Origin of the sequence: Nocardioides ginsengisegetis (genome assembly GCF_014138045.1) — a bacterium.
Taxonomy (GTDB): Bacteria; Actinomycetota; Actinomycetes; order Propionibacteriales; family Nocardioidaceae; genus Nocardioides; species Nocardioides ginsengisegetis.
In genome coordinates this window covers 1-15,840 of record NZ_JACGXA010000002.1, presented here as the reverse complement: position 1 = coordinate 15,840, position 15,840 = coordinate 1, and the positions used below count along the sequence as shown (strand labels likewise).

Annotated in this window: 32 protein-coding genes; 2 read left to right on the top strand and 30 right to left on the bottom strand. The window is 67.1% G+C overall.

Translation table 11 applies throughout. The features are described from left to right. Positions 1-102: 102 nt before the first annotated feature. From FB382_RS19535 to FB382_RS19410, 28 genes are all read right to left on the bottom strand, one after another. On the bottom strand, positions 103-906 hold the full coding sequence (locus tag FB382_RS19535) for a hypothetical protein (protein WP_182541659.1): 804 nt from the start codon (positions 904-906) through the stop codon (positions 103-105). Between the two features lie 455 nt (positions 907-1,361). Then, entirely contained in the window at positions 1,362-1,610 is a 249-nt protein-coding gene (locus FB382_RS19530) for a hypothetical protein (RefSeq protein ID WP_182541658.1), read from the bottom strand. After that, positions 1,603-2,253, bottom strand: a complete 651-nt coding sequence (locus FB382_RS19525; protein WP_182541657.1) for a hypothetical protein — start codon at positions 2,251-2,253, stop codon at positions 1,603-1,605. Before FB382_RS19525 ends, FB382_RS19530 begins: the two co-directional genes overlap by 8 nt. Continuing rightward, entirely contained in the window at positions 2,250-2,501 is a 252-nt protein-coding gene (locus FB382_RS19520) for a hypothetical protein (RefSeq protein ID WP_182541656.1), read from the bottom strand. The genes FB382_RS19525 and FB382_RS19520 overlap by 4 nt, the downstream gene beginning before the upstream one ends. Next, a complete protein-coding gene (locus tag FB382_RS19515) occupies positions 2,498-2,680 on the bottom strand; it encodes a hypothetical protein (RefSeq protein WP_182541655.1) in 183 nt (60 codons plus the stop codon). Before FB382_RS19515 ends, FB382_RS19520 begins: the two co-directional genes overlap by 4 nt. 415 nt (positions 2,681-3,095) lie before the next feature. After that, a complete protein-coding gene (locus FB382_RS19510) occupies positions 3,096-3,659 on the bottom strand; it encodes a hypothetical protein (protein WP_182541654.1) in 564 nt (187 codons plus the stop codon). 72 nt (positions 3,660-3,731) lie between these two features. Continuing rightward, positions 3,732-3,875 carry a hypothetical protein gene (locus tag FB382_RS19505; RefSeq protein WP_182541653.1) on the bottom strand — a complete coding sequence of 48 codons (144 nt, stop codon included), beginning with the start codon at positions 3,873-3,875 and terminating at the stop codon, positions 3,732-3,734. After that, on the bottom strand, positions 3,868-4,278 hold the full coding sequence (locus FB382_RS19500; RefSeq protein WP_182541652.1) for a hypothetical protein: 411 nt from the start codon (positions 4,276-4,278) through the stop codon (positions 3,868-3,870). Before FB382_RS19500 ends, FB382_RS19505 begins: the two co-directional genes overlap by 8 nt. Then, positions 4,275-5,138, bottom strand: coding sequence for a hypothetical protein (locus FB382_RS19495; protein WP_182541651.1), 864 nt, complete (start codon positions 5,136-5,138; stop codon positions 4,275-4,277). The genes FB382_RS19500 and FB382_RS19495 overlap by 4 nt, the downstream gene beginning before the upstream one ends. Before the next feature lie 288 nt (positions 5,139-5,426). Next, a complete protein-coding gene (locus FB382_RS19490) occupies positions 5,427-5,648 on the bottom strand; it encodes a hypothetical protein (protein WP_182541650.1) in 222 nt (73 codons plus the stop codon). A 349-nt stretch (positions 5,649-5,997) separates the two neighbouring features. Beyond that, on the bottom strand, positions 5,998-6,234 hold the full coding sequence (locus FB382_RS19485) for a hypothetical protein (protein ID WP_182541649.1): 237 nt from the start codon (positions 6,232-6,234) through the stop codon (positions 5,998-6,000). Next, complete coding sequence (locus FB382_RS19480) at positions 6,231-6,581, bottom strand: hypothetical protein (RefSeq protein WP_182541648.1); 351 nt, start codon at positions 6,579-6,581, stop codon at positions 6,231-6,233. Before FB382_RS19480 ends, FB382_RS19485 begins: the two co-directional genes overlap by 4 nt. Beyond that, the gene (locus FB382_RS23145) at positions 6,581-7,030 is read right to left on the bottom strand and encodes an HNH endonuclease signature motif containing protein (protein ID WP_182541661.1); all 450 of its coding nucleotides are present in this window, start codon (positions 7,028-7,030) and stop codon (positions 6,581-6,583) included. The genes FB382_RS19480 and FB382_RS23145 overlap by 1 nt, the downstream gene beginning before the upstream one ends. Positions 7,031-7,160: 130 nt before the next feature. Further along, positions 7,161-7,700, bottom strand: a complete 540-nt coding sequence (locus FB382_RS19470) for a hypothetical protein (RefSeq protein WP_182541647.1) — start codon at positions 7,698-7,700, stop codon at positions 7,161-7,163. Further along, the gene (locus FB382_RS19465; RefSeq protein WP_182541646.1) at positions 7,700-7,912 is read right to left on the bottom strand and encodes a hypothetical protein; all 213 of its coding nucleotides are present in this window, start codon (positions 7,910-7,912) and stop codon (positions 7,700-7,702) included. The genes FB382_RS19470 and FB382_RS19465 overlap by 1 nt, the downstream gene beginning before the upstream one ends. A 47-nt stretch (positions 7,913-7,959) precedes the next feature. Beyond that, entirely contained in the window at positions 7,960-8,637 is a 678-nt protein-coding gene (locus FB382_RS19460) for a lambda exonuclease family protein (protein ID WP_182541645.1), read from the bottom strand. A gap of 151 nt (positions 8,638-8,788) precedes the next feature. Continuing rightward, positions 8,789-9,019 (bottom strand): hypothetical protein, encoded by a 231-nt coding sequence (locus FB382_RS19455; protein ID WP_182541662.1) that lies wholly within the window; start codon positions 9,017-9,019, stop codon positions 8,789-8,791. Next, positions 9,016-9,288 carry a hypothetical protein gene (locus FB382_RS19450; protein ID WP_182541644.1) on the bottom strand — a complete coding sequence of 91 codons (273 nt, stop codon included), beginning with the start codon at positions 9,286-9,288 and terminating at the stop codon, positions 9,016-9,018. Before FB382_RS19450 ends, FB382_RS19455 begins: the two co-directional genes overlap by 4 nt. Then, the gene (locus FB382_RS19445; RefSeq protein ID WP_182541643.1) at positions 9,285-9,776 is read right to left on the bottom strand and encodes a hypothetical protein; all 492 of its coding nucleotides are present in this window, start codon (positions 9,774-9,776) and stop codon (positions 9,285-9,287) included. Before FB382_RS19445 ends, FB382_RS19450 begins: the two co-directional genes overlap by 4 nt. Then, the gene (locus FB382_RS19440) at positions 9,773-9,949 is read right to left on the bottom strand and encodes a hypothetical protein (protein WP_182541642.1); all 177 of its coding nucleotides are present in this window, start codon (positions 9,947-9,949) and stop codon (positions 9,773-9,775) included. Before FB382_RS19440 ends, FB382_RS19445 begins: the two co-directional genes overlap by 4 nt. Then, positions 9,946-10,254 (bottom strand): hypothetical protein, encoded by a 309-nt coding sequence (locus tag FB382_RS19435; RefSeq protein ID WP_182541641.1) that lies wholly within the window; start codon positions 10,252-10,254, stop codon positions 9,946-9,948. Before FB382_RS19435 ends, FB382_RS19440 begins: the two co-directional genes overlap by 4 nt. Then, positions 10,251-10,382 carry a hypothetical protein gene (locus FB382_RS22670; protein ID WP_281380026.1) on the bottom strand — a complete coding sequence of 44 codons (132 nt, stop codon included), beginning with the start codon at positions 10,380-10,382 and terminating at the stop codon, positions 10,251-10,253. The genes FB382_RS19435 and FB382_RS22670 overlap by 4 nt, the downstream gene beginning before the upstream one ends. Positions 10,383-10,423: 41 nt before the next feature. Continuing rightward, positions 10,424-10,990, bottom strand: coding sequence for an RNA ligase family protein (locus FB382_RS19430; protein ID WP_220481931.1), 567 nt, complete (start codon positions 10,988-10,990; stop codon positions 10,424-10,426). A 130-nt stretch (positions 10,991-11,120) separates the two neighbouring features. After that, positions 11,121-11,477: a hypothetical protein gene (locus FB382_RS19425; protein ID WP_182541640.1), complete on the bottom strand. Its 357-nt coding sequence runs from the start codon at positions 11,475-11,477 to the stop codon at positions 11,121-11,123. Next, positions 11,474-11,815, bottom strand: coding sequence for a hypothetical protein (locus FB382_RS19420; RefSeq protein WP_182535679.1), 342 nt, complete (start codon positions 11,813-11,815; stop codon positions 11,474-11,476). Before FB382_RS19420 ends, FB382_RS19425 begins: the two co-directional genes overlap by 4 nt. 67 nt (positions 11,816-11,882) lie before the next feature. Further along, positions 11,883-12,011, bottom strand: a complete 129-nt coding sequence (locus tag FB382_RS22665; protein WP_281379785.1) for a hypothetical protein — start codon at positions 12,009-12,011, stop codon at positions 11,883-11,885. After that, the gene (locus FB382_RS19415; RefSeq protein WP_182535681.1) at positions 12,008-12,409 is read right to left on the bottom strand and encodes a GIY-YIG nuclease family protein; all 402 of its coding nucleotides are present in this window, start codon (positions 12,407-12,409) and stop codon (positions 12,008-12,010) included. The genes FB382_RS22665 and FB382_RS19415 overlap by 4 nt, the downstream gene beginning before the upstream one ends. Positions 12,410-12,521: 112 nt before the next feature. Next, positions 12,522-12,794 carry a helix-turn-helix domain-containing protein gene (locus tag FB382_RS19410; protein WP_182535683.1) on the bottom strand — a complete coding sequence of 91 codons (273 nt, stop codon included), beginning with the start codon at positions 12,792-12,794 and terminating at the stop codon, positions 12,522-12,524. A gap of 199 nt (positions 12,795-12,993) precedes the next feature. On the opposite strand from FB382_RS19410, the gene FB382_RS19405 reads away from it, so the two are divergent. Together FB382_RS19405 and FB382_RS23140 are read left to right on the top strand one after the other, a co-directional pair. Beyond that, positions 12,994-13,323 carry a helix-turn-helix transcriptional regulator gene (locus FB382_RS19405; RefSeq protein ID WP_182535685.1) on the top strand — a complete coding sequence of 110 codons (330 nt, stop codon included), beginning with the start codon at positions 12,994-12,996 and terminating at the stop codon, positions 13,321-13,323. A gap of 620 nt (positions 13,324-13,943) precedes the next feature. Then, on the top strand, positions 13,944-14,099 hold the full coding sequence (locus FB382_RS23140) for a ribbon-helix-helix domain-containing protein (RefSeq protein WP_425490138.1): 156 nt from the start codon (positions 13,944-13,946) through the stop codon (positions 14,097-14,099). Here the strand turns inward: FB382_RS23140 and FB382_RS19395 are convergent. Next, complete coding sequence (locus FB382_RS19395; protein ID WP_182535689.1) at positions 14,096-15,505, bottom strand: recombinase family protein; 1,410 nt, start codon at positions 15,503-15,505, stop codon at positions 14,096-14,098. The two genes, FB382_RS23140 and FB382_RS19395, sit on opposite strands and share 4 nt — an antisense overlap. Then, positions 15,502-15,840 (bottom strand): DUF6221 family protein (locus FB382_RS19390; protein ID WP_220481930.1); only part of this gene is annotated, 339 nt, incomplete at its 5' end. The genes FB382_RS19390 and FB382_RS19395, both read right to left, overlap by 4 nt.

The following is a 15,840-nucleotide window of genomic DNA, read 5'->3' as shown; positions in this document are numbered from 1 at the left end:
TGGGGGCGTATCGCCCAACCCGAGTGTGACACATGCACAACCATTGGCGCAAGTCAACTCTTGATCTTTGTTACGTGTCGGGGACAATCCCGCGCGCGAGGCTCACGATGCCTCCTTGGCGAGCAGGTCGATGGCGTCCCCGATGCGATACAGCGGCTTCTGCCCGTGGTGTCCCTTGGCGACAATCCGGCCGCGCTCGGCCCACTTGCGGATGCGTGCTGCGTTGAGGGGTAGTGCGCCGAGCCAGGACACTGACCGGGCGAGGGTGGCGGCATCGGCTAGCCTGTCCTCAGCGGCCTCAAGGAGCCACTTCCGACGCTCGGCCACGTCGTAGCTTGCCGAGCACACGCCGCAGGAGACGTTGCCCTTTGCGGAGAGGGCGTACAGGTCGGCACCACATTCGACGCCTTCGGTCTCCTGGTTGCAGGGGCCGGCGTACCACTTGTCGGGGGCCACGTCGATGACGCGACGACAGTGGGCGACGGCCGAGGTGATCTCCTCGACGGCATCGGAGCCGATCTCGTTGAGGGTCAGCCCGTCGACCCGCCAGAGTAGCCAGCCGGACAGGGCGGGGAGGTCGTCGTCGGGCAGCCCGGGGTAGGGCGAGGAGTTCCTGACCCCCTCAGCCTCACAGAACAGCGCCCATGAGACGAGCAGGGCTCTGAGGTCTCCCCGAGCCTCACTGGCGCCCCATTGGACGGGAGAGGGGCGTTCTGAGGGCTTCTTGCCGCCACTACTGCCTCCGACGCCGCGGTAGTCGACGCCTCTCTGGCGCGTGATGGTGGTTTCGAGCTCCTCGGCCAACCAGGTCACGTCACCGAGGGCGCGGGCGAGTTCGTCCCCGCAGGTGTCGCACACGTAGGCGGCGTCTCGGGTTGGTCGTCCGCACTTGCACTCGCTGTTCACGCCGCCTCCTGGTCTTCAATGATGTTGACGGCGTACACGACGACCGCTCCCTTGGTCTTCACAAGAACGTCAGCCATCGCGACGGCCCTCTCTTCGTCTGCGTAGTCGATCCAGTCGTCGGCGGTTGCTCCGGGCCAGGCGACGCGGAATCGTTGGTGGCCGTGTGGGGCTGTGAGTCGGGCGCGGTGGGTGTCGGGTCCGGTCGCGGGCTCGTCGGCGCTCCCTGGACGTGGACGACACGGGAGGCGCACTCGTGCGCAACTGGCAGTAGTCCGCCGTCGGCGTGCCGAGCTTGACCAGCACGGGGCTCGGGTTGCCGCACATGCCGGGCTCGATCTGGCGACATCCGGCGTGCTGCTCATCGAATGACCCCTGGCGTCTGCTGACGGCAAACGTGTCTCCGCTCGCCCTGAACGTCGCCCCACAGCGGCACGTCTCGTTGATGCTCACGGTGCTCACGGCTGGTCTCCAGGAGTCTCGGGGGCCACGCATCCGGGGCAGTCGAGGTTGTCGGTTGGTCCGTGGTTGTCGAAGTCGTGCGATCCGCGGTGGGCGGGAGGTCGCCAGCCGGCCGCGATGAGCGCCCCCACGACCTCCTCGGCACTAGGACCGTCGCCCGCTGCCCAGCCATAGCCGTCGGGGTCAAGGCGTTCGAAGGCGTGCTCGATGCCCAGCGTCCTGAGGTCGTCCTCGCGCTCACTCATCTGCTGCTCCTGTCGTGGTGCCGGTCTCGGTGGTGGTGGGGGTTGGGTGCGTTTCGGGGCTTATGCGCCGCTCGGCAATCTCCTGCTCGTGGAGGTAGGCCACGATCTCGTCGGCCTCGGCCTGCTCGGCCGGGGTCATGTCGATGACTGGGTCACGAGGAGGTCGACCGCCGACCCACCACGCCTCGATCTGGTCGGCGCTGCGCCACTCCGCACCCTCGTTGGCCAGGGTGAACCTGTGGCTGTCGGTCCGGACCATCCACAGGTCGAGCTCGTCGGGCAGCAGCGTCAGGCCGAGCGCGGAGGCCGGCGTCTCCCCGTAACAGATGTGGGGCGGGGACCACTCGGGGAAGGTGTTCGACGGAGATCCGGGGCGTAGGCCTTCGCGCTCGATGCTGATCCGATTCCTGGCTGGCGACCAGTGGTAGAGGAATGCTGGGACGTCGCGCTGAGGCCGCTCGCCCTTCTTCCAGCCGATGCCGCCGAAGACGCACTGGTCGTCCTCGTGGATGCGCCGGGCGCACTGGAGTGTGTCGTGCGGGTCGATCGACGGGCAGCGGGCGGGCTGGTCCGGGTTCGGCTTCGTCGAATTGCCGAGGCGCTCGGCCTCCTGGCCGTCGGCGGCGCTGACTGATGGGCTCATGTCAGCAACTCCTTCACGGAGTCGATGCGAGTGCCGGTCAGGCGGAACTCCATGCACTCCGCAGCACCGTCGGCGTTCAGTCTCTCGACGGCCTCGAGCGCCTTGTTGGTCGGCGTGGTTGGGTCGAGGTGGCGGTACGGGGACCAAGTCGGCCCGTCAGCAGGGTGGTCCTCGTCTGTACAACGGAACTCGATGTCCAGCACGTAGTCGCTCGTGCGCAGCAGGATCTCAGGCTCGTCGCCGCTCATCGGCCCCCCTCGGGTCCGGTCGGGGCGGCGAACCTGCCTCGGCAGACGACGACCTTGCCGTCGTTGAACTCGGGGCGCTGGAACGTGTGCGTCATGTCCCACCCGCCTGACACGAGGTCCACGAACTGCTCGACGGGCAACGTGATGGGGCAGGACTGGCAGGCGACTCGGGTGCTCACGTGGTGCTCCTCGGCTCGTAGGTGCGGACGGATTCGGTGATGACACACGCGGTGTGGCCGGTCGCGTCGGCGTGGCGCTGGGCCCACATGCGGTGGGCGTCGGTGCTGGCAGGCGGCGCGCTGCACTCAGCGCCGCACGCCGGACAGTGGCCGTCGCTTCGGCGGGACCCTCGGCCTCGCTCAGCCACGGTCGCCCTCCTCGGGTCCGGTCGGGGCGGGGCTTATGCGCCGCTCGGTGTAGTGCTTGCGGAGCCACTCGACGGGCGCAACGAGCGGCCTACCTCCCGTGACTGGATGTGCTCGCACGGTCAGTTCTGCCGAGTCGCCGAGGGCGGAGTACATCCACACGCGTTCAATCCGAACGACTTCACGCCCTGGAGGGTTGCGCCTCCATGTCGAGCCGATGAGCACGGACTCAGCCACGGTCGGCCTCCTCGTTCGTGTCGGGGCTTATGCGCCGCTCGGGCTCGTACTCCGGCGTCGGGCACGGGTCTGTGAGGCCATCAATAGGCGTCGGCGGGAGGGTGGCGACTCGCTGTCGGCAGTGTCGCCACGCCGTCCCCTTCTGCGCGCTCGGGAACGAGGCATCGCGGTCCACATGCATCAGCCGCTCGCCGAGTACGTAGTTGATGACCCGGAGGGTCTGGTTGCAGTTCAGGCAGCGGTCGTCAGCCACGGTCGGCCTCCTCGGGTCCGGTTGGGGCGGGGCAGGTGCGGCGCGGTAAGGGTTGGAGTCCCCGCCCTCGTAGCTTGCTCCGGGCTGGTTGTAGCCGACGCCCGCAATCTCCTCGCAGTGGGCGACACCCTCATCCCAGGCAATCTCAGCGGCGACCCGCTCTCGCTCGGCGATGATGCGCTCGACGGCCACCTTCAGCGCATCGCAGGCGTCGTCCGAGTGCTCTCCTGCGGCGCGGCAGATCGCGTTCCACTCGGCGTCGGTCAACGGCTCAATGTCGACGTTCTGCGGCGTCTCAGCCATGCGCGTGCTCCTCGGTGTGGTCGGTGCTAGCGGATGTGGTCTCAAGGTCGGGCGCGGTGGTGGGGTGGCGGGTCACTGGTCGCCTCCTGCCGGGTAGTCGCGGTCGAAGCGGGTGGTCAGGAACTCGACCCAACCCATGTCCCCGACGCGCATGGCCTTCGCGATCAGGTCCTCGTACTCCTCGCGGCTGCGCTTGGTGCGCTTGGCGTCAGGCATCGGGCACGTCCTGACCGATGTGGCCGAGCTCGCGAACGTCGCGCACCATGCCCTCAATCTCGGGCGGCGCGGTGAGGGTGCCGTCCGCGATCTCCTTGTGCATCGCGCCGAGCCAACGCTGGTAGCCGCGCACGTCATCAGGGTCGAGTCCTGCGGGCGGCTCAATCGGGCCATAGTCTGCGACCCGCTTGTTGCGGATGCGCTTCACCTCAGCCTTGACGGCTGTTGGTGCGCACCAATGCTCGCCACGCTCGGCGAGGTTCAGCACCGCCTTGCGGCAGTCAGTGGCTGGGTACTCGCGCAACGTCTCAGCAAGCGCATCGGCGGTGAACTCGTCGATCGGCTGCTGGGGGAAGTGCGCCCGCATGTAGCGCGCCAGGTCGACGGCCTCGCGGGGGTTCATCGCTCGGCCCCGATCTCGCGAGCCTCAGCGCGGGCGTAGGCGCGCTCCCACATCTCGGCTTCGGCGGCCTGTCGCGGGGTGGCGGCGCTCTTGCGCTGCGCTTGGAGCCGGAGGGTGTCGTACTTCTCGCGGAGGGTCGGCAGGCTGAGGATGTTGGCCCGCCAGAACTCGTCGCGCTGGCACCACTCGATCGCGCCGTGGATCTCGTCGGCGCTGCGTCCGTCCTTGTCGAGCATGAGGCGGGCGGCAGAACGCCACCTGGTGGTGATGGTTGGTCGCTTGCTGCCGTTGGCCTCGATGGCTCCGGCGAGGTGTTCGCAGATGCCATCAACGTCGGGTCGTTGGTCGTTCACGAGAGCGAGTGACTTCGGCGCGTCGGCGACGTCAGTCGCGGACTCTCCGTTCCCTTCCCCTTCCATTTCCCCTTCCCTTCCCTTCCTTTCCCACGTTGAGGGCTCAGTGATTCCTCCGTGATTAATCACTGAGTTGTCAGTGGGGAGTACGTGACCGCTCCCGCCGCCCTCATGGATCGGGCACGGGGGGCTCTTGGCGGGGGTGGGGCGGTTGATCTTCTGGTGGTGCCACTTCGGCATGTGCAGGTAGTTGCGGTTCTCGACGACGTAGCGGCAGATCCCGCTGATTGCGGCCAGCAGGTCGAGGTCGTGGGCGACGTCGGCCAGGGTCACGTCGTCGTCGAGGGGGTAGAGCGCGGCCTTGATGAGTCGGGCGTCGTCGCGAGCTCGGCCCTTGTCGTCGGCGTAGGTCCAGAGGCCGGCGAATGTCCAGCGGGTGCCACGGGGCACGGACGACAGGGATTCGCTCAGGAACGCGTCGGGCTTGATGGTGCGGATGCGCGGCACTAGACCCACCCCTCGATCTGATCCAGGGGCGCGATGCACCAGTCGTGGTGCAAGTCGCTGGTGATGTCCTCGCCACAGTTGGGGCAAGGAGGTACGTCGTCGTGCGCGCCGGGGGTTGGTGGTGGCAAGATAGCCATCAGCCGATCACTCTCCTTTGGTGCTGATCGGTAGGCCCGGCCGGAGGTACCAACTCCGCGTCCGGGCCGTCTTCATCTGTGGCCCCATTTTCCCATAGCACAGGCGGAATCCCCAGTGGACAGTGGGGGGTGGGGTGCGCGTGTCGGCCCATCACGACGCAGCCCTCTTCTCCTGCTCGAAGTCCGCTGCCATCGCCCGCCGACGTCGCGCGCAGGTCGCTTCTGAGTCGTCCCAGTCGGTGAGCGCGTCGGGTGCGCTCGCGGGGTGGTGGTCGGCGGGTGTGCGCCACCAGGGAGAGCGGTAACGCTCGGCGGTGAGCGCGGCCAGCAGCTCGCGGATCTTGTCGCCGTCGTCCTCGAACTGCCCGCTCACGCCGCCTCCCGCTGAGACTCGGCCCACCTGCGGTCAGCCACACGTCGCTTGCTCGCTCGAGCGCGTGCCCGGTGCTCCTCTGGTCGGCAGGTGTCGCAGTAGGAAGCGCGGTAGGACGGCTCGCGTCCACAACGGCACAGACGGGGTGCGCGTCCGGCGTGGTCCTTGGTGCGACTGCCGCCGATGGTCCGGCAAGACTGGTAGATGGTGGCAAAACAGACGTAGCAGGCGATCGGGTCTTCCTTGACGGGCGGTGCGTCAACCCACACGAGCACGCGGGTCTTCGGGTCGAGTCGCCATTCGCCGTGGGTGAGAGTGGATGGGGATTCGTCGCGGTCCCAGTGGCGGGTCATGCCGTGGTCTCCTTCTTCTTGTCGCGGGCGCGCTGGCTGCATTCGGACCAGTAGCGGCGGCGGTGTGGGTCGCAGCGGCCTTGGCTGGTGGCTGGTCGGTCGCAGTCGCGGCAGATCGTGTGGGCTTCGAGCTCGTTGAGGTGCTGGGCGTAGGCGCGTCTGGCCTTGTCGATGGCGTTGGTCCAGCCGTTGAGGTCGGCGGCCAGGGTGGCGAGGTTGGCGGCGATGGTCACTGGTAGCCCGCCTCTCCGAGCAGCCGCAGGAAGGTCGCGCCGTCCATGACGACGTAGCCGGCGAGCGGGTCGGTCTTGCCCTTGCGCTTCAACCAGGCGACACCGATGGGTGCGGAGGCGTTGACGGCCTCATGGTTGGCTTCGTCGACAGCTTCGGCGAGCGCATACCCCTTGGTGTTCTTCGCTTCGATGACGACGCCGGGGATGCCGGCTATGTCACCCTTGTCGGCGGCTCCCGCTAGGCGTCGGCGTTCAGCGTGGGGCCATCCGTAGGCGACGAGCGCGCCGACGATCGCCGTCTCCCATGCGGTGCCGGCCTTCTTGGCGGTGGCGCGGTTGCGAGTCACTAGCTCGCCTCCGCGATCCGCGCCCGATACCGCCGCGCCGCTTCACGCCTGCACGTCCGGCATTGGCGGGCGCCGTTGTAGACGTAGGTGTTTTCGGGCGTGTATGAGTGCCCCACCGGGCAAGTCGTCTTACTGGGGCTGCGAGCTCCGCGGTCGAGATTCTCCTCATTGGTGACGGGCTCCATGTGTTCTGGATTGACACACGCCCGATTGCGACATAGGTGGTCGATCACCAATCCCTCGGGGATTGGCCCGACCATTGCTTCATAGACCAAGCGGTGTGCCTTCTTGCCGCGGAGCTGGCCGTAGCCATACCTAGTGATGTGGCCCTTCCAGATCCAGCAACCTTTGGTCTTCTCAAACCAGCTATCTAGTGGGCTGGCCGGAGTGCGCGGGACATAGCCCCTAGTCGCCCGTTCGTAGTGGAGCCGACAAAGGCCCCTAGCCATCGATGGCTGCGCACAGCCTTCCGTTGAGCAGGTCTTCACCCGCCCCACCCCGCAACCACCAGCGCCGTCCTGAACGCCTTCACCTCGACGAGCAGCGGCCACACGGCAGCGACCGCGACCAGGGCGCGCATTAGGCGTCACCCGTCGGCTCGTCGTTGAGGTCGGCCACCCTCTGCTCGATCTGCTGGCGACGCTCGGGGCTGGAGTTGCGCCACATCGCCTTCAACTGGTCGACGTCGGTGCAGGCGGCGACCTCTTCGGCGGTGGGCTCGGGGGGTGCGGTGGGCGTGTCAGGCAGCGGTGTCACGGTGAAGTTGCCGCGCTTGCCCCTGGTGATCGTCAGGTTCGCGGTCCTCGGGCCGTCGATGTGGGAGAGCCGAGAGACCCTGATTCCGCCGACCTTGTCGCGGCCGAACGAGACCTCCGGGTCGCCGTACAGTTCGGCGCGGCGTCCAACCCACTCGGTAGCATCGTCGCCCCACGCGTCGACCAGTTGCTTGAGGACCGTGACGGCTGGTCGCCAGAAGCGCGTGTCGCCTTCGATGGCGATGTCGTACTGCTGCTCCTTGGTGCCGGCCTTGACTCCTGCGATGGTGACGATTCGCGTCACGCCGCCCAGGAAGTCTTCATAGTTGAGCTGGTCGGTCTTCTTTTCGATGGTGACGCGCATCAGTGCTCCAGGTGTCTGGCGTAGGGGTTGATGAGGGCCGAGCCGTCGCGGGATTCGCGCTCGGCGCTGTAGCACGCCCACTTGCCCTCGTCCCACGCCTCCGCCTTCTCCGCGTTGACGATGCGACACAGTTCCTCGGCGTCGTAGAGCGCGACGAACGGCGTCCCGTGCTCCATGAGGTCGCCCGCGTGACAGGTGCCGTCCGCGTTCATGTAGTGATGCGGCCTCGGTCGGATGGCCGAACGGTCTTCGACGTGCTTCATGCGAGCTTCAACTCCACTCGGTTGAAGTCGACCCGCTCCGTGGTGGGGAGGCCGACGATTGCTTGGGTGTAGGCCGCGCCCATTTCGGCGGCGGCCTTCTCGAACTGCTGGCAGGCTGCGGTGATGGCGTCGAACCAGGCGGGGTCGGGTGTGACGCGTTTGACCCAGAGGGGGAGGCCGCCGCAGTAGGACACAAAGTCGATCCACTTGCGGCCGGAGACGAGTAGCCCGGCCTGCAACTGCGGCATGTAGTGCGTCGGGACCTCGTTCGCCAGAATCGTGTTCAGGTGGGTCTTCTGGCGGGGCGACTTGATCTCGATCAGCCCGTCGTCAGCCACGAGGCCATCGGGCGAGTATCCGAGCGTCCAGTCGTCTTCGTCGCGGCGCATGAACCCGACCTCGACGGCCTGCTGGTAGTGGCCGGAGTAGAGGTCGCGGGCGATCGGCTCGGACTCGACACCTCGCCACATGTCGGGGCTCATGCCGGTTTCCTCGGTGTGGCCGGTGATGCGTTCGGCGACGAGGGTTGCGGTGATGCCTCGGGACACGTCGTTGGATGCGACCTTGAGCGTGGGGGTCAGTAGCTTGCCGACGGTCGAGGCGGTCACGATTCCTCGGCGAGCGTCATGCCACGGAGGCGTTCCCTGCTCAACGTCCAGGATGTGCAGCGTCATGCGACGTCCTCTCGGATCGGTTCGTTCTGGTGGTAGAGCCGGCAGCACCTGACGCACAGGGGGTCGGTGTGTTCGCAAGGGGCGGCGCAGGTCTGGCATGCCTCGCGGCAGCACATTGGGCAAGCGAGGTCGTCGTGGTCGTCGTAGGTGTTCACGCGCAGAACTCGCATCCGTAGCCGGTGGGGTAGGCGTGGTGTTCGCCGATCGCGGACAGGTCGCGGGCGCCGGTTGGCTTGACGAGGTTGGCTTCGATTGCCCCGCAGCCGGCGCAGGCGCCATAGACGCCGCTGAGTGGTTCGCGGGCGTCTTCCTCGGCCTGACAGATCTGGCATTGAGAGGGCCAGCAGTCTCCGTTGAGGTGGGCGTCGCTTTGAGCGGTCATGCGGTCTCACCCCACGCGTCCAGCTCGGCGCGCAACCGCTTGACGGCGAGTTCGGCGTAGATGGGTTCGGCGCAGGTGATGGCGACGGCCTGGTCGACAGCGGCGAACCATTCGTCGACTCGGCGCTCTGCGAAGTCGGCGTCGGACTCGGCCTGCCAGCGGTTGTCGCGGGCCTCGATGTAGACGAGGGCGCGGATGAGCAGCGAGGGGAGCGCGAACCCGACGGCGACGGCGATCAGGAACAGGGCGGCGTAGGTGTCGGGGCTCATGCGACACCACCAGAGAGCACCTTGACGGCGGCGATGTCCGCGTAGGAGGCCCATCGGTCGGGGTCGTGGACGCTGACCCACGGATCGGTGTGGGTGCTGCACTTCGGGTCGGTGAGGTTTACCCAGAGGCGACCCTTCTCGTCCACGACCACGGCGCCGAGTCCGGTCGGTTCCTCGGGCTTCGGCGGGGTCGGGTTGGCGAACTCGCGAAGGGCGGCCTGCGCAAGTTCCGTACTGGTCGGCCCGGTCCCATCGATGCGGGTGTCGTTGAAAGCGCCGTCAACCAAGTTGCACAGCCGTTCGACCTGTTCGCGGTTCTCGGGGTCGATGACGACGAGGGGGCGGGCGTCCGTAAGGTCGCCGCCGATGCCGTCGCGCTCGGCGAACCAGCCATCCTCTGGCGAACCAGAGAAGCGGATCGCGCGGCCACTCTCGCCGGACTGGTTCGTCACTATCGCCACGTCGCCCGGCTTCCACTCGCGGCTCATTCGTCCGCTCCCGACGCGCAGGACGCGTGGATCCACCCGTCGCCCTGCGGAACCACCCGCTGGTTGACGAGGATCGGGTCGGGGCAGCGGACACAGTCGCCGTCGTGGAGTGCGGAGACGCCCACGAGGTGACGCAGCTGGCTCTCGGGGAGTCGGTAGGTCCGGCGCTTCATGCGGCACCGCCGGTGAGGTCGACCTGCTCGGAGTGCTTGAACTTGTGGGTCAGTCCGCACTCGCGGCACCCGCCGGAGTAGATGACGTAGAACTCGCCATCTTCATCGAGGCCCATCTCGTAGTCCTCGCGAAGCGTGTACTGGATGGGCTCGGCCCGCTTTGCCTCTAGGCGGGCTCGCGCGTCATCGAACTTCTCGACCGACACCTTCCCGTAGGTCTCGGCGACTGCCCGCTCGGTGTTGGCGATGTCGCGCTCGCGGGACACCTTGCACTGCGGGCAGACGCCCCAGTTGTCGGCGCTCATGCCGCCACGACCTTCCGCGGCGTCGTGTAGGTCCGCCCGTTGTAGTCGAGGAAGTAGGCGTCGGCGGTGCACTCGATGACAGCGCCGTGGATCGTGGTCGCCAGGGACTCGAACTTGCTGCGGGACACGAGGGTTGCAGGCCGGGTTGGCTCATCGGACGGCTCGTGGTTCATGCCGCACCAGCCAGCGACTTCGGGGCCTCGTCGCCCTTGATGGTGACCTTGAACATCTGCTGCGCGGCAGAGTGGAAGACGATGACGCCCTCGGGATCGAAGAAGCCGGGAGCAGCGACTGAGCCGAGCTGATCGAGGCGATCGATCTGGTCCTCGACCGCGTGCTGAGAGAATGCGCCCTGGTAGAGCACTGGAACGAGGCCCATGCCCGCGACCTCGGAGAAGTCGGCGTCGGCATAGCGTGCCGTGTTGAACAACGAGAACCGCTTCTCGCCCTTCGTCAGCCCGTAGCCCCGCTGGATGCCAGAGCCCCACCACTCGCCGAAGTGGCGACCGGGGCCGAGCAGCGAAGCCAGCGCCTCGCCGTTCTCGTAGACCCAGCGAGCGAACCCGAAGTTGTCGTCATCCGGGGTGATGAGTCGCTTGCGTGACTGCGCCGCGACAGTGAGGTCCTCGCCGACGATGACTGCGGCGTTGGTGCCGTCGATCTTCTCGGTGATGGTGATGTCGCGGTTGAGCCGGGCGATCTTCGGCCACGGCTGGAATTCGATCTGGTCGTTCATGTCGTACCCTTCTAGTAGGAGTTCTTTCCTGCCCCCGCCGCTCTTGCCAGCAGCGGGGGCTTCTTTCGTTGGTGCGGCCGGGTGACGCCCCTGAACGGGCCCGGCCACGTCTGGCCCTCCGCGGATAGGGCTACGGCCGCAGATCCGCGTCGGGTGTCTGTGGGGCTGCGAGTGCGCGGATGATCTCGGCAGCAGCAGCCAGGCCGTCGGGGTGGCCGAGTCGTTCAGCGTCCGCGTGGTTGCTGGGGATGAGCTCGGGTAGGCCACCCGACTGCACGTAGGTGTGGCGGCGGGTGTCGATCGCGGACGCTGCGGTCGAGAGGTGGCGGGCGATGATCCACTCGACGGTGGGCGCGAGGCTGTCGATCCGGCGCAGGTAGATGTCGCGGATTCCTTCGCCCACGCTCGACCACTCGACGGTCGGGTTCTCGATCTCGCAGAGCGCCGATGCCAGCAACTCGCGCTCGCCGCCGGTGAGGGCGGTCATGCCGACTCGCCGAGAAAGGCGCGGGCGACAGTGAGGGCGTGTCGAGAGAGCGTCTTGGCCGCCTCGACCTTCGTGTAGCCAGCAACGTAAAGGAGGTCGAAGGCCATAACCTCGGAGTCCAGCCAATCGGCCACGGCGAGCGCGACGGTGGGGTGCCACGAGTCCACGAACTCGTTGATCGGGTCGTCATCGTCCCCAGGAAGCGCCGCGGTGATGTCCCACCAGTGGATCTCGTCCATGCCGTCGTGTTCGTCCGATGGATACCAGCGCCGAGCCTCAGCGCGTGAAGCCCGCTCGCGCATCAACGCAGCAGCCCGGCGCAGGATCTCGGCGGTCATCGCTGGGCCGCCGCAACAACGCAGCCACCAAGGAACACCCAGACAGCGACAGTGGCGATGTAGACGCTCATCGGTCGCCGCCCGTCCGGTTCGCCCACGACGTGAACGAACGATCAGCCAGACGCGCCGGAAGGAACGCGACAAAGAACAGACAGCCCACGGCGAGGTCGGCGATGCGCTGGAGGGTGGCGTTCATGCGGCCACCTCGCGATCAGCTCGGGCGGCCAGGTAGCGCTCGAGGCGCTGGGTGGCCGTGACGTGCTCCGGCGACCCCAACTGGTAGAGCCGCATGTTCGACATGGGGCTGTTGAAGTAGGAGCCCTCGGACTCGATTGCATCGCGCTCGAGTCGCATCGCCTCGCTGCGGCGGTACGGGCCCGCGAGGCGGAGCGTGTTGCAGTAGCGGAACCAGTCGGACTCGCGACGGTGGACCGTGAGGCGCTGCTCGACGTTGAGCGAGCATCCGATGTAGAGGAGTCGGCCCGCATCGTCGAAGGCGCGGTAGACGTAGTTCTCCGCGGCCTCGTGGCGCTCGGCCATCGCGTCACAGCGGGCGCGCCACTCGCCCAGCGTCTCGCCCTGGTGGCGGTTCACGCCGCCATCCCCTCAGCCTCGACGCTGGCGAGGATGCGGGCCGCGGACTCGATCTGCTCCTCAGTGAGCGGGGGCCACGTCAAGGCGAGGTGCTCGCCGTACTCGGTGGGGGTCATGCCGTCTCCTCCAACTCAATGGGGCTCGGGTTGGTGATCGCCTTCCAGACGTCGACCTGCACGCGCGGGTGGGACGGGGCGGGGAACGCTGCGGTGAGGGCCGCACAGATCCGACGGGCCGCCTCGGCAGAGGCCGGCTTCCTGTCGGCTTCGATGTTCGAGAGTTGCCCGTGGGACATGCCGCACTTGATGGCGAACTCGCCACCCGGCAGTCGGAGGGCTTCGCGGAGGGCTTTGACGGCCGCTCCGTTGAGGCTTCTTTCATCCATATTGGGGATACTAGAAAAATGCGGAAAGGAAGTCAAGCATCGAGTGGAAAAAAGGGGCGACGGACCAGAAATATGCCATCTGCCTGCGGAAACGTCGCGACACGCGGGCGAACCACAGGGGTGGTTTCTCGCCATTTTGGCGCCGCAAGGCCCCTTCCAGATGTTTGCTTTTCTTTCCAGTCGCACCCACGCTTGGCCCATGGAAACGGTGGGTCAGAGGATCAAGCGACTGCGGGAGCAGAAGCGGTGGACGCAGGGCGATCTCGCTCTGCGCCTCGACGTCACCTCGAAGACGGTCGGCAACTGGGAGAACGGGCGCAATGACCCGCGCAGCTCGATCGGCGCGCTCGAGAAGGTGTTCGGGCAGTCGCTCACCGACGGGCTTGACGCGCCGGCCGAGGAGCGTGACGCGGTCGAGGAGGCCGTGCGTCGGTCCAGGTTGATCGGGTGGCGTCAGAACGACGTCATCACCACATACCAGCGCCACCTGTACGAGCAGGACGAGGCCGAGGGGAGGCGTTCCGGATGACCGTCCCGCCCCCAATGCCACGCCCCTCGTCCAGGCGGCTTAGGAACCAGAGGACGAGGGGCGCTAGGTCCCAGAGTAGCGAAAAAGACCCCCCTCACCCTGCAGGGTGAGGGGGGTCTCGCGTTGTCGTCAGGGGGTCGGATCGTTACGTGTCGAACGGTCACTCTTGGCATGGCACGTTCGGGCGAGATCCTCGCCCCAAACCGTCTACCGGTCGGTAGCTGTCGGCGGCCACTGTTTTACTTCCGACCCGGCCCACTCGGAGGGTTGGGCTAGTGATAGGCAACGGGGAGAATGAACGTGAATGAAGGCTCTGTCCCACTCGGGAAGCTTGCAAAATGGGGACTGACGGCGCTGGTCGCCGCCTTCATGGGGAGTGCTTGGGCGGCCTGGCTGCTCGGCACAGAATCGGCTTGGATGATGCTGGGTCTGACTGGCTGTGTTGCGTCGGCGGCTGCGGCTGTCGCGCACGTCAGGTGCTACGCGGTGCAGACCTGTCGGTTAGTTCGCATGAACGCCGACTCGCTCGCCGAGCTCACTGTACGTGATCCGGTGCGGCCTCTCCGTTAATCGGACACCCATGCGGCCACGTAAATACGGGGACGGCTTTACTCCCTCGCGTGGCGCGCGAGGATTGGGTCCCCATCAGGACCGTGCGCGTGCCGGATGAGTTGTGGGAGGCCGCCCAGCGCGCGGCGTCAGACCGCGGCGAGTCCGTAGCCGAGGTCATCCGCCGCGCGCTGGAGCAGTACGTCCGATCTTGGCCCAGCAACTAGCGCGGGTCGACCACAACCCGCTTGGGGTCGAACAGGCCTGGCGTCTCCGAGGGCATGATGTGGACGCGCTCGACGACGAGGTCCACCAGGGCGCGGCGTCTGCGTAGGTCGCTGGGCCACGAGGCGATGTCCGCAGGGATGGATGGGTGCGCAACGGCACCGAGTTCCCGCAAGAGTGCCTCTTGGCGCTCCTTGGCGCGGTCGATGGCGCGGAGGAGTGTGGCGACGGGGGTGCCGGGTTCGTCGAGTTGCCGCTTGAGTTCGGCGATGCGCAACTCGAGCTCGGCTACTTCGTGGCGCTTGGGGCCTGGCTCACTGCGGAGTCCATCGAGTCGAGCGCGCACACTGGGGTCGGCTAGCAGCTTCCGCGCCAAGGCCTCGACGACTTCCTCGACGGGTTCGGCTTGCACGGATAGTTTCCCACAGCCTTTCGCGCCGGGGGTGTGGTCGCAGCGGTAGGTGCGGGACAGGACGCCCTTGCGTTTGGTCATCCGTGAGCCGGTTACCATGCGTGCGCCGCAGTGGCAGTAGACGAGGCCGGGGAGGAGTGCGACCCGCGGCGGGGTTGGTCGAGTGTCGGCGCGCGCGGTGAGGGTGGCGCGGACGCCCTCCCAGGTGGCGTCGTCGAGGATCGGCTTCCATTGACCCTTGCCGACGATGTCGATGACGCGGCGGCCGACTCGCTCGCCCTTGCTGTTTACTCTCTCCTCGCGGCGGCCGAGGGTGGCGAATCCGGCGATGCGGGGATTCAGTAGCAGCCTGCGGAGGGACTGGGTTGACCAGGTGTTGCCCTCGGTGGTGAGGATGCCGCGTTCATTGAGTTCCCTGGCGAGGCTGTTCATGGATCGGCCGTCGAGGATTTCGGCGGCCATCCAGCGGACGTGCTCGGCCTCGGGCTCGTTGATGGCGGTGTCACGCTCGTAGCCGAAGAGGCGAGACCGGGAGAAGGGTGCGGCGCCAGCCTCGCGACGCTGTCTGATGCTGCGCTTCCAGCGGTCGGACTTGGCCTCGCCCTCGTAGGTGGCGACTTGTGCGAGTAGCCCGGCGACGAGGCGGCCGGTTGGGGTGGTGAGGTCGATGGTGCCGGCCTTGACGGTGGCGATCTGGACGTTGTTGCGCTTGCAGACGTCTACGAGTTCGCCGAGGTCTGTGGCTTTGCGGTACATGCGGTCGGCGTGCCAGGCGACGATGCCTTCGATGTGGCCGGCGTCGCAGTCGGCGAGCATCCGACGGTAGGCGGGGCGCGGCTTGCTGCTCATGGCGCTGATGTCGTTGTCGGTGTAGACCTCGACGACTTCCCAGCCGAGTTGCTCGGCGAGTGCGGCGCAGTCCTCGAGTTGGCGGGAGACGCCGAGCCCTTCGCCAGTGTTGTCCTGCGAGATGCGGCAGTAGATGGCGACCTTCACGGGCGCCACTCGTCGCGGTAGTCCGGGTGGTCCGTGTAGATGGTGGTGGCCAGGGCGCGAAGAGTCGGGCATGGATAGGGGGTGTCCTCGCCGTCGTGCTCTACGCATCGCAAGCACCATTCGGTCCCCTCGGGGTTCCGGTGCTCCTCAATGATCTGCCGCTTGGCCTCGCACTCGGCCAGCACACGGGCGGGCGACCAGTTGGCCGCGTGGCGAGCGTCGCGCTTGCGGTCGAGGTACAGCAGCGGATCAAGGTCGCGGTCCGCAGCGACAACGGCCTCCTCTTCGGGAACCCAGCGTTGCCCGTCGTAGTGGGCCTCGCGCGCCACACTCTC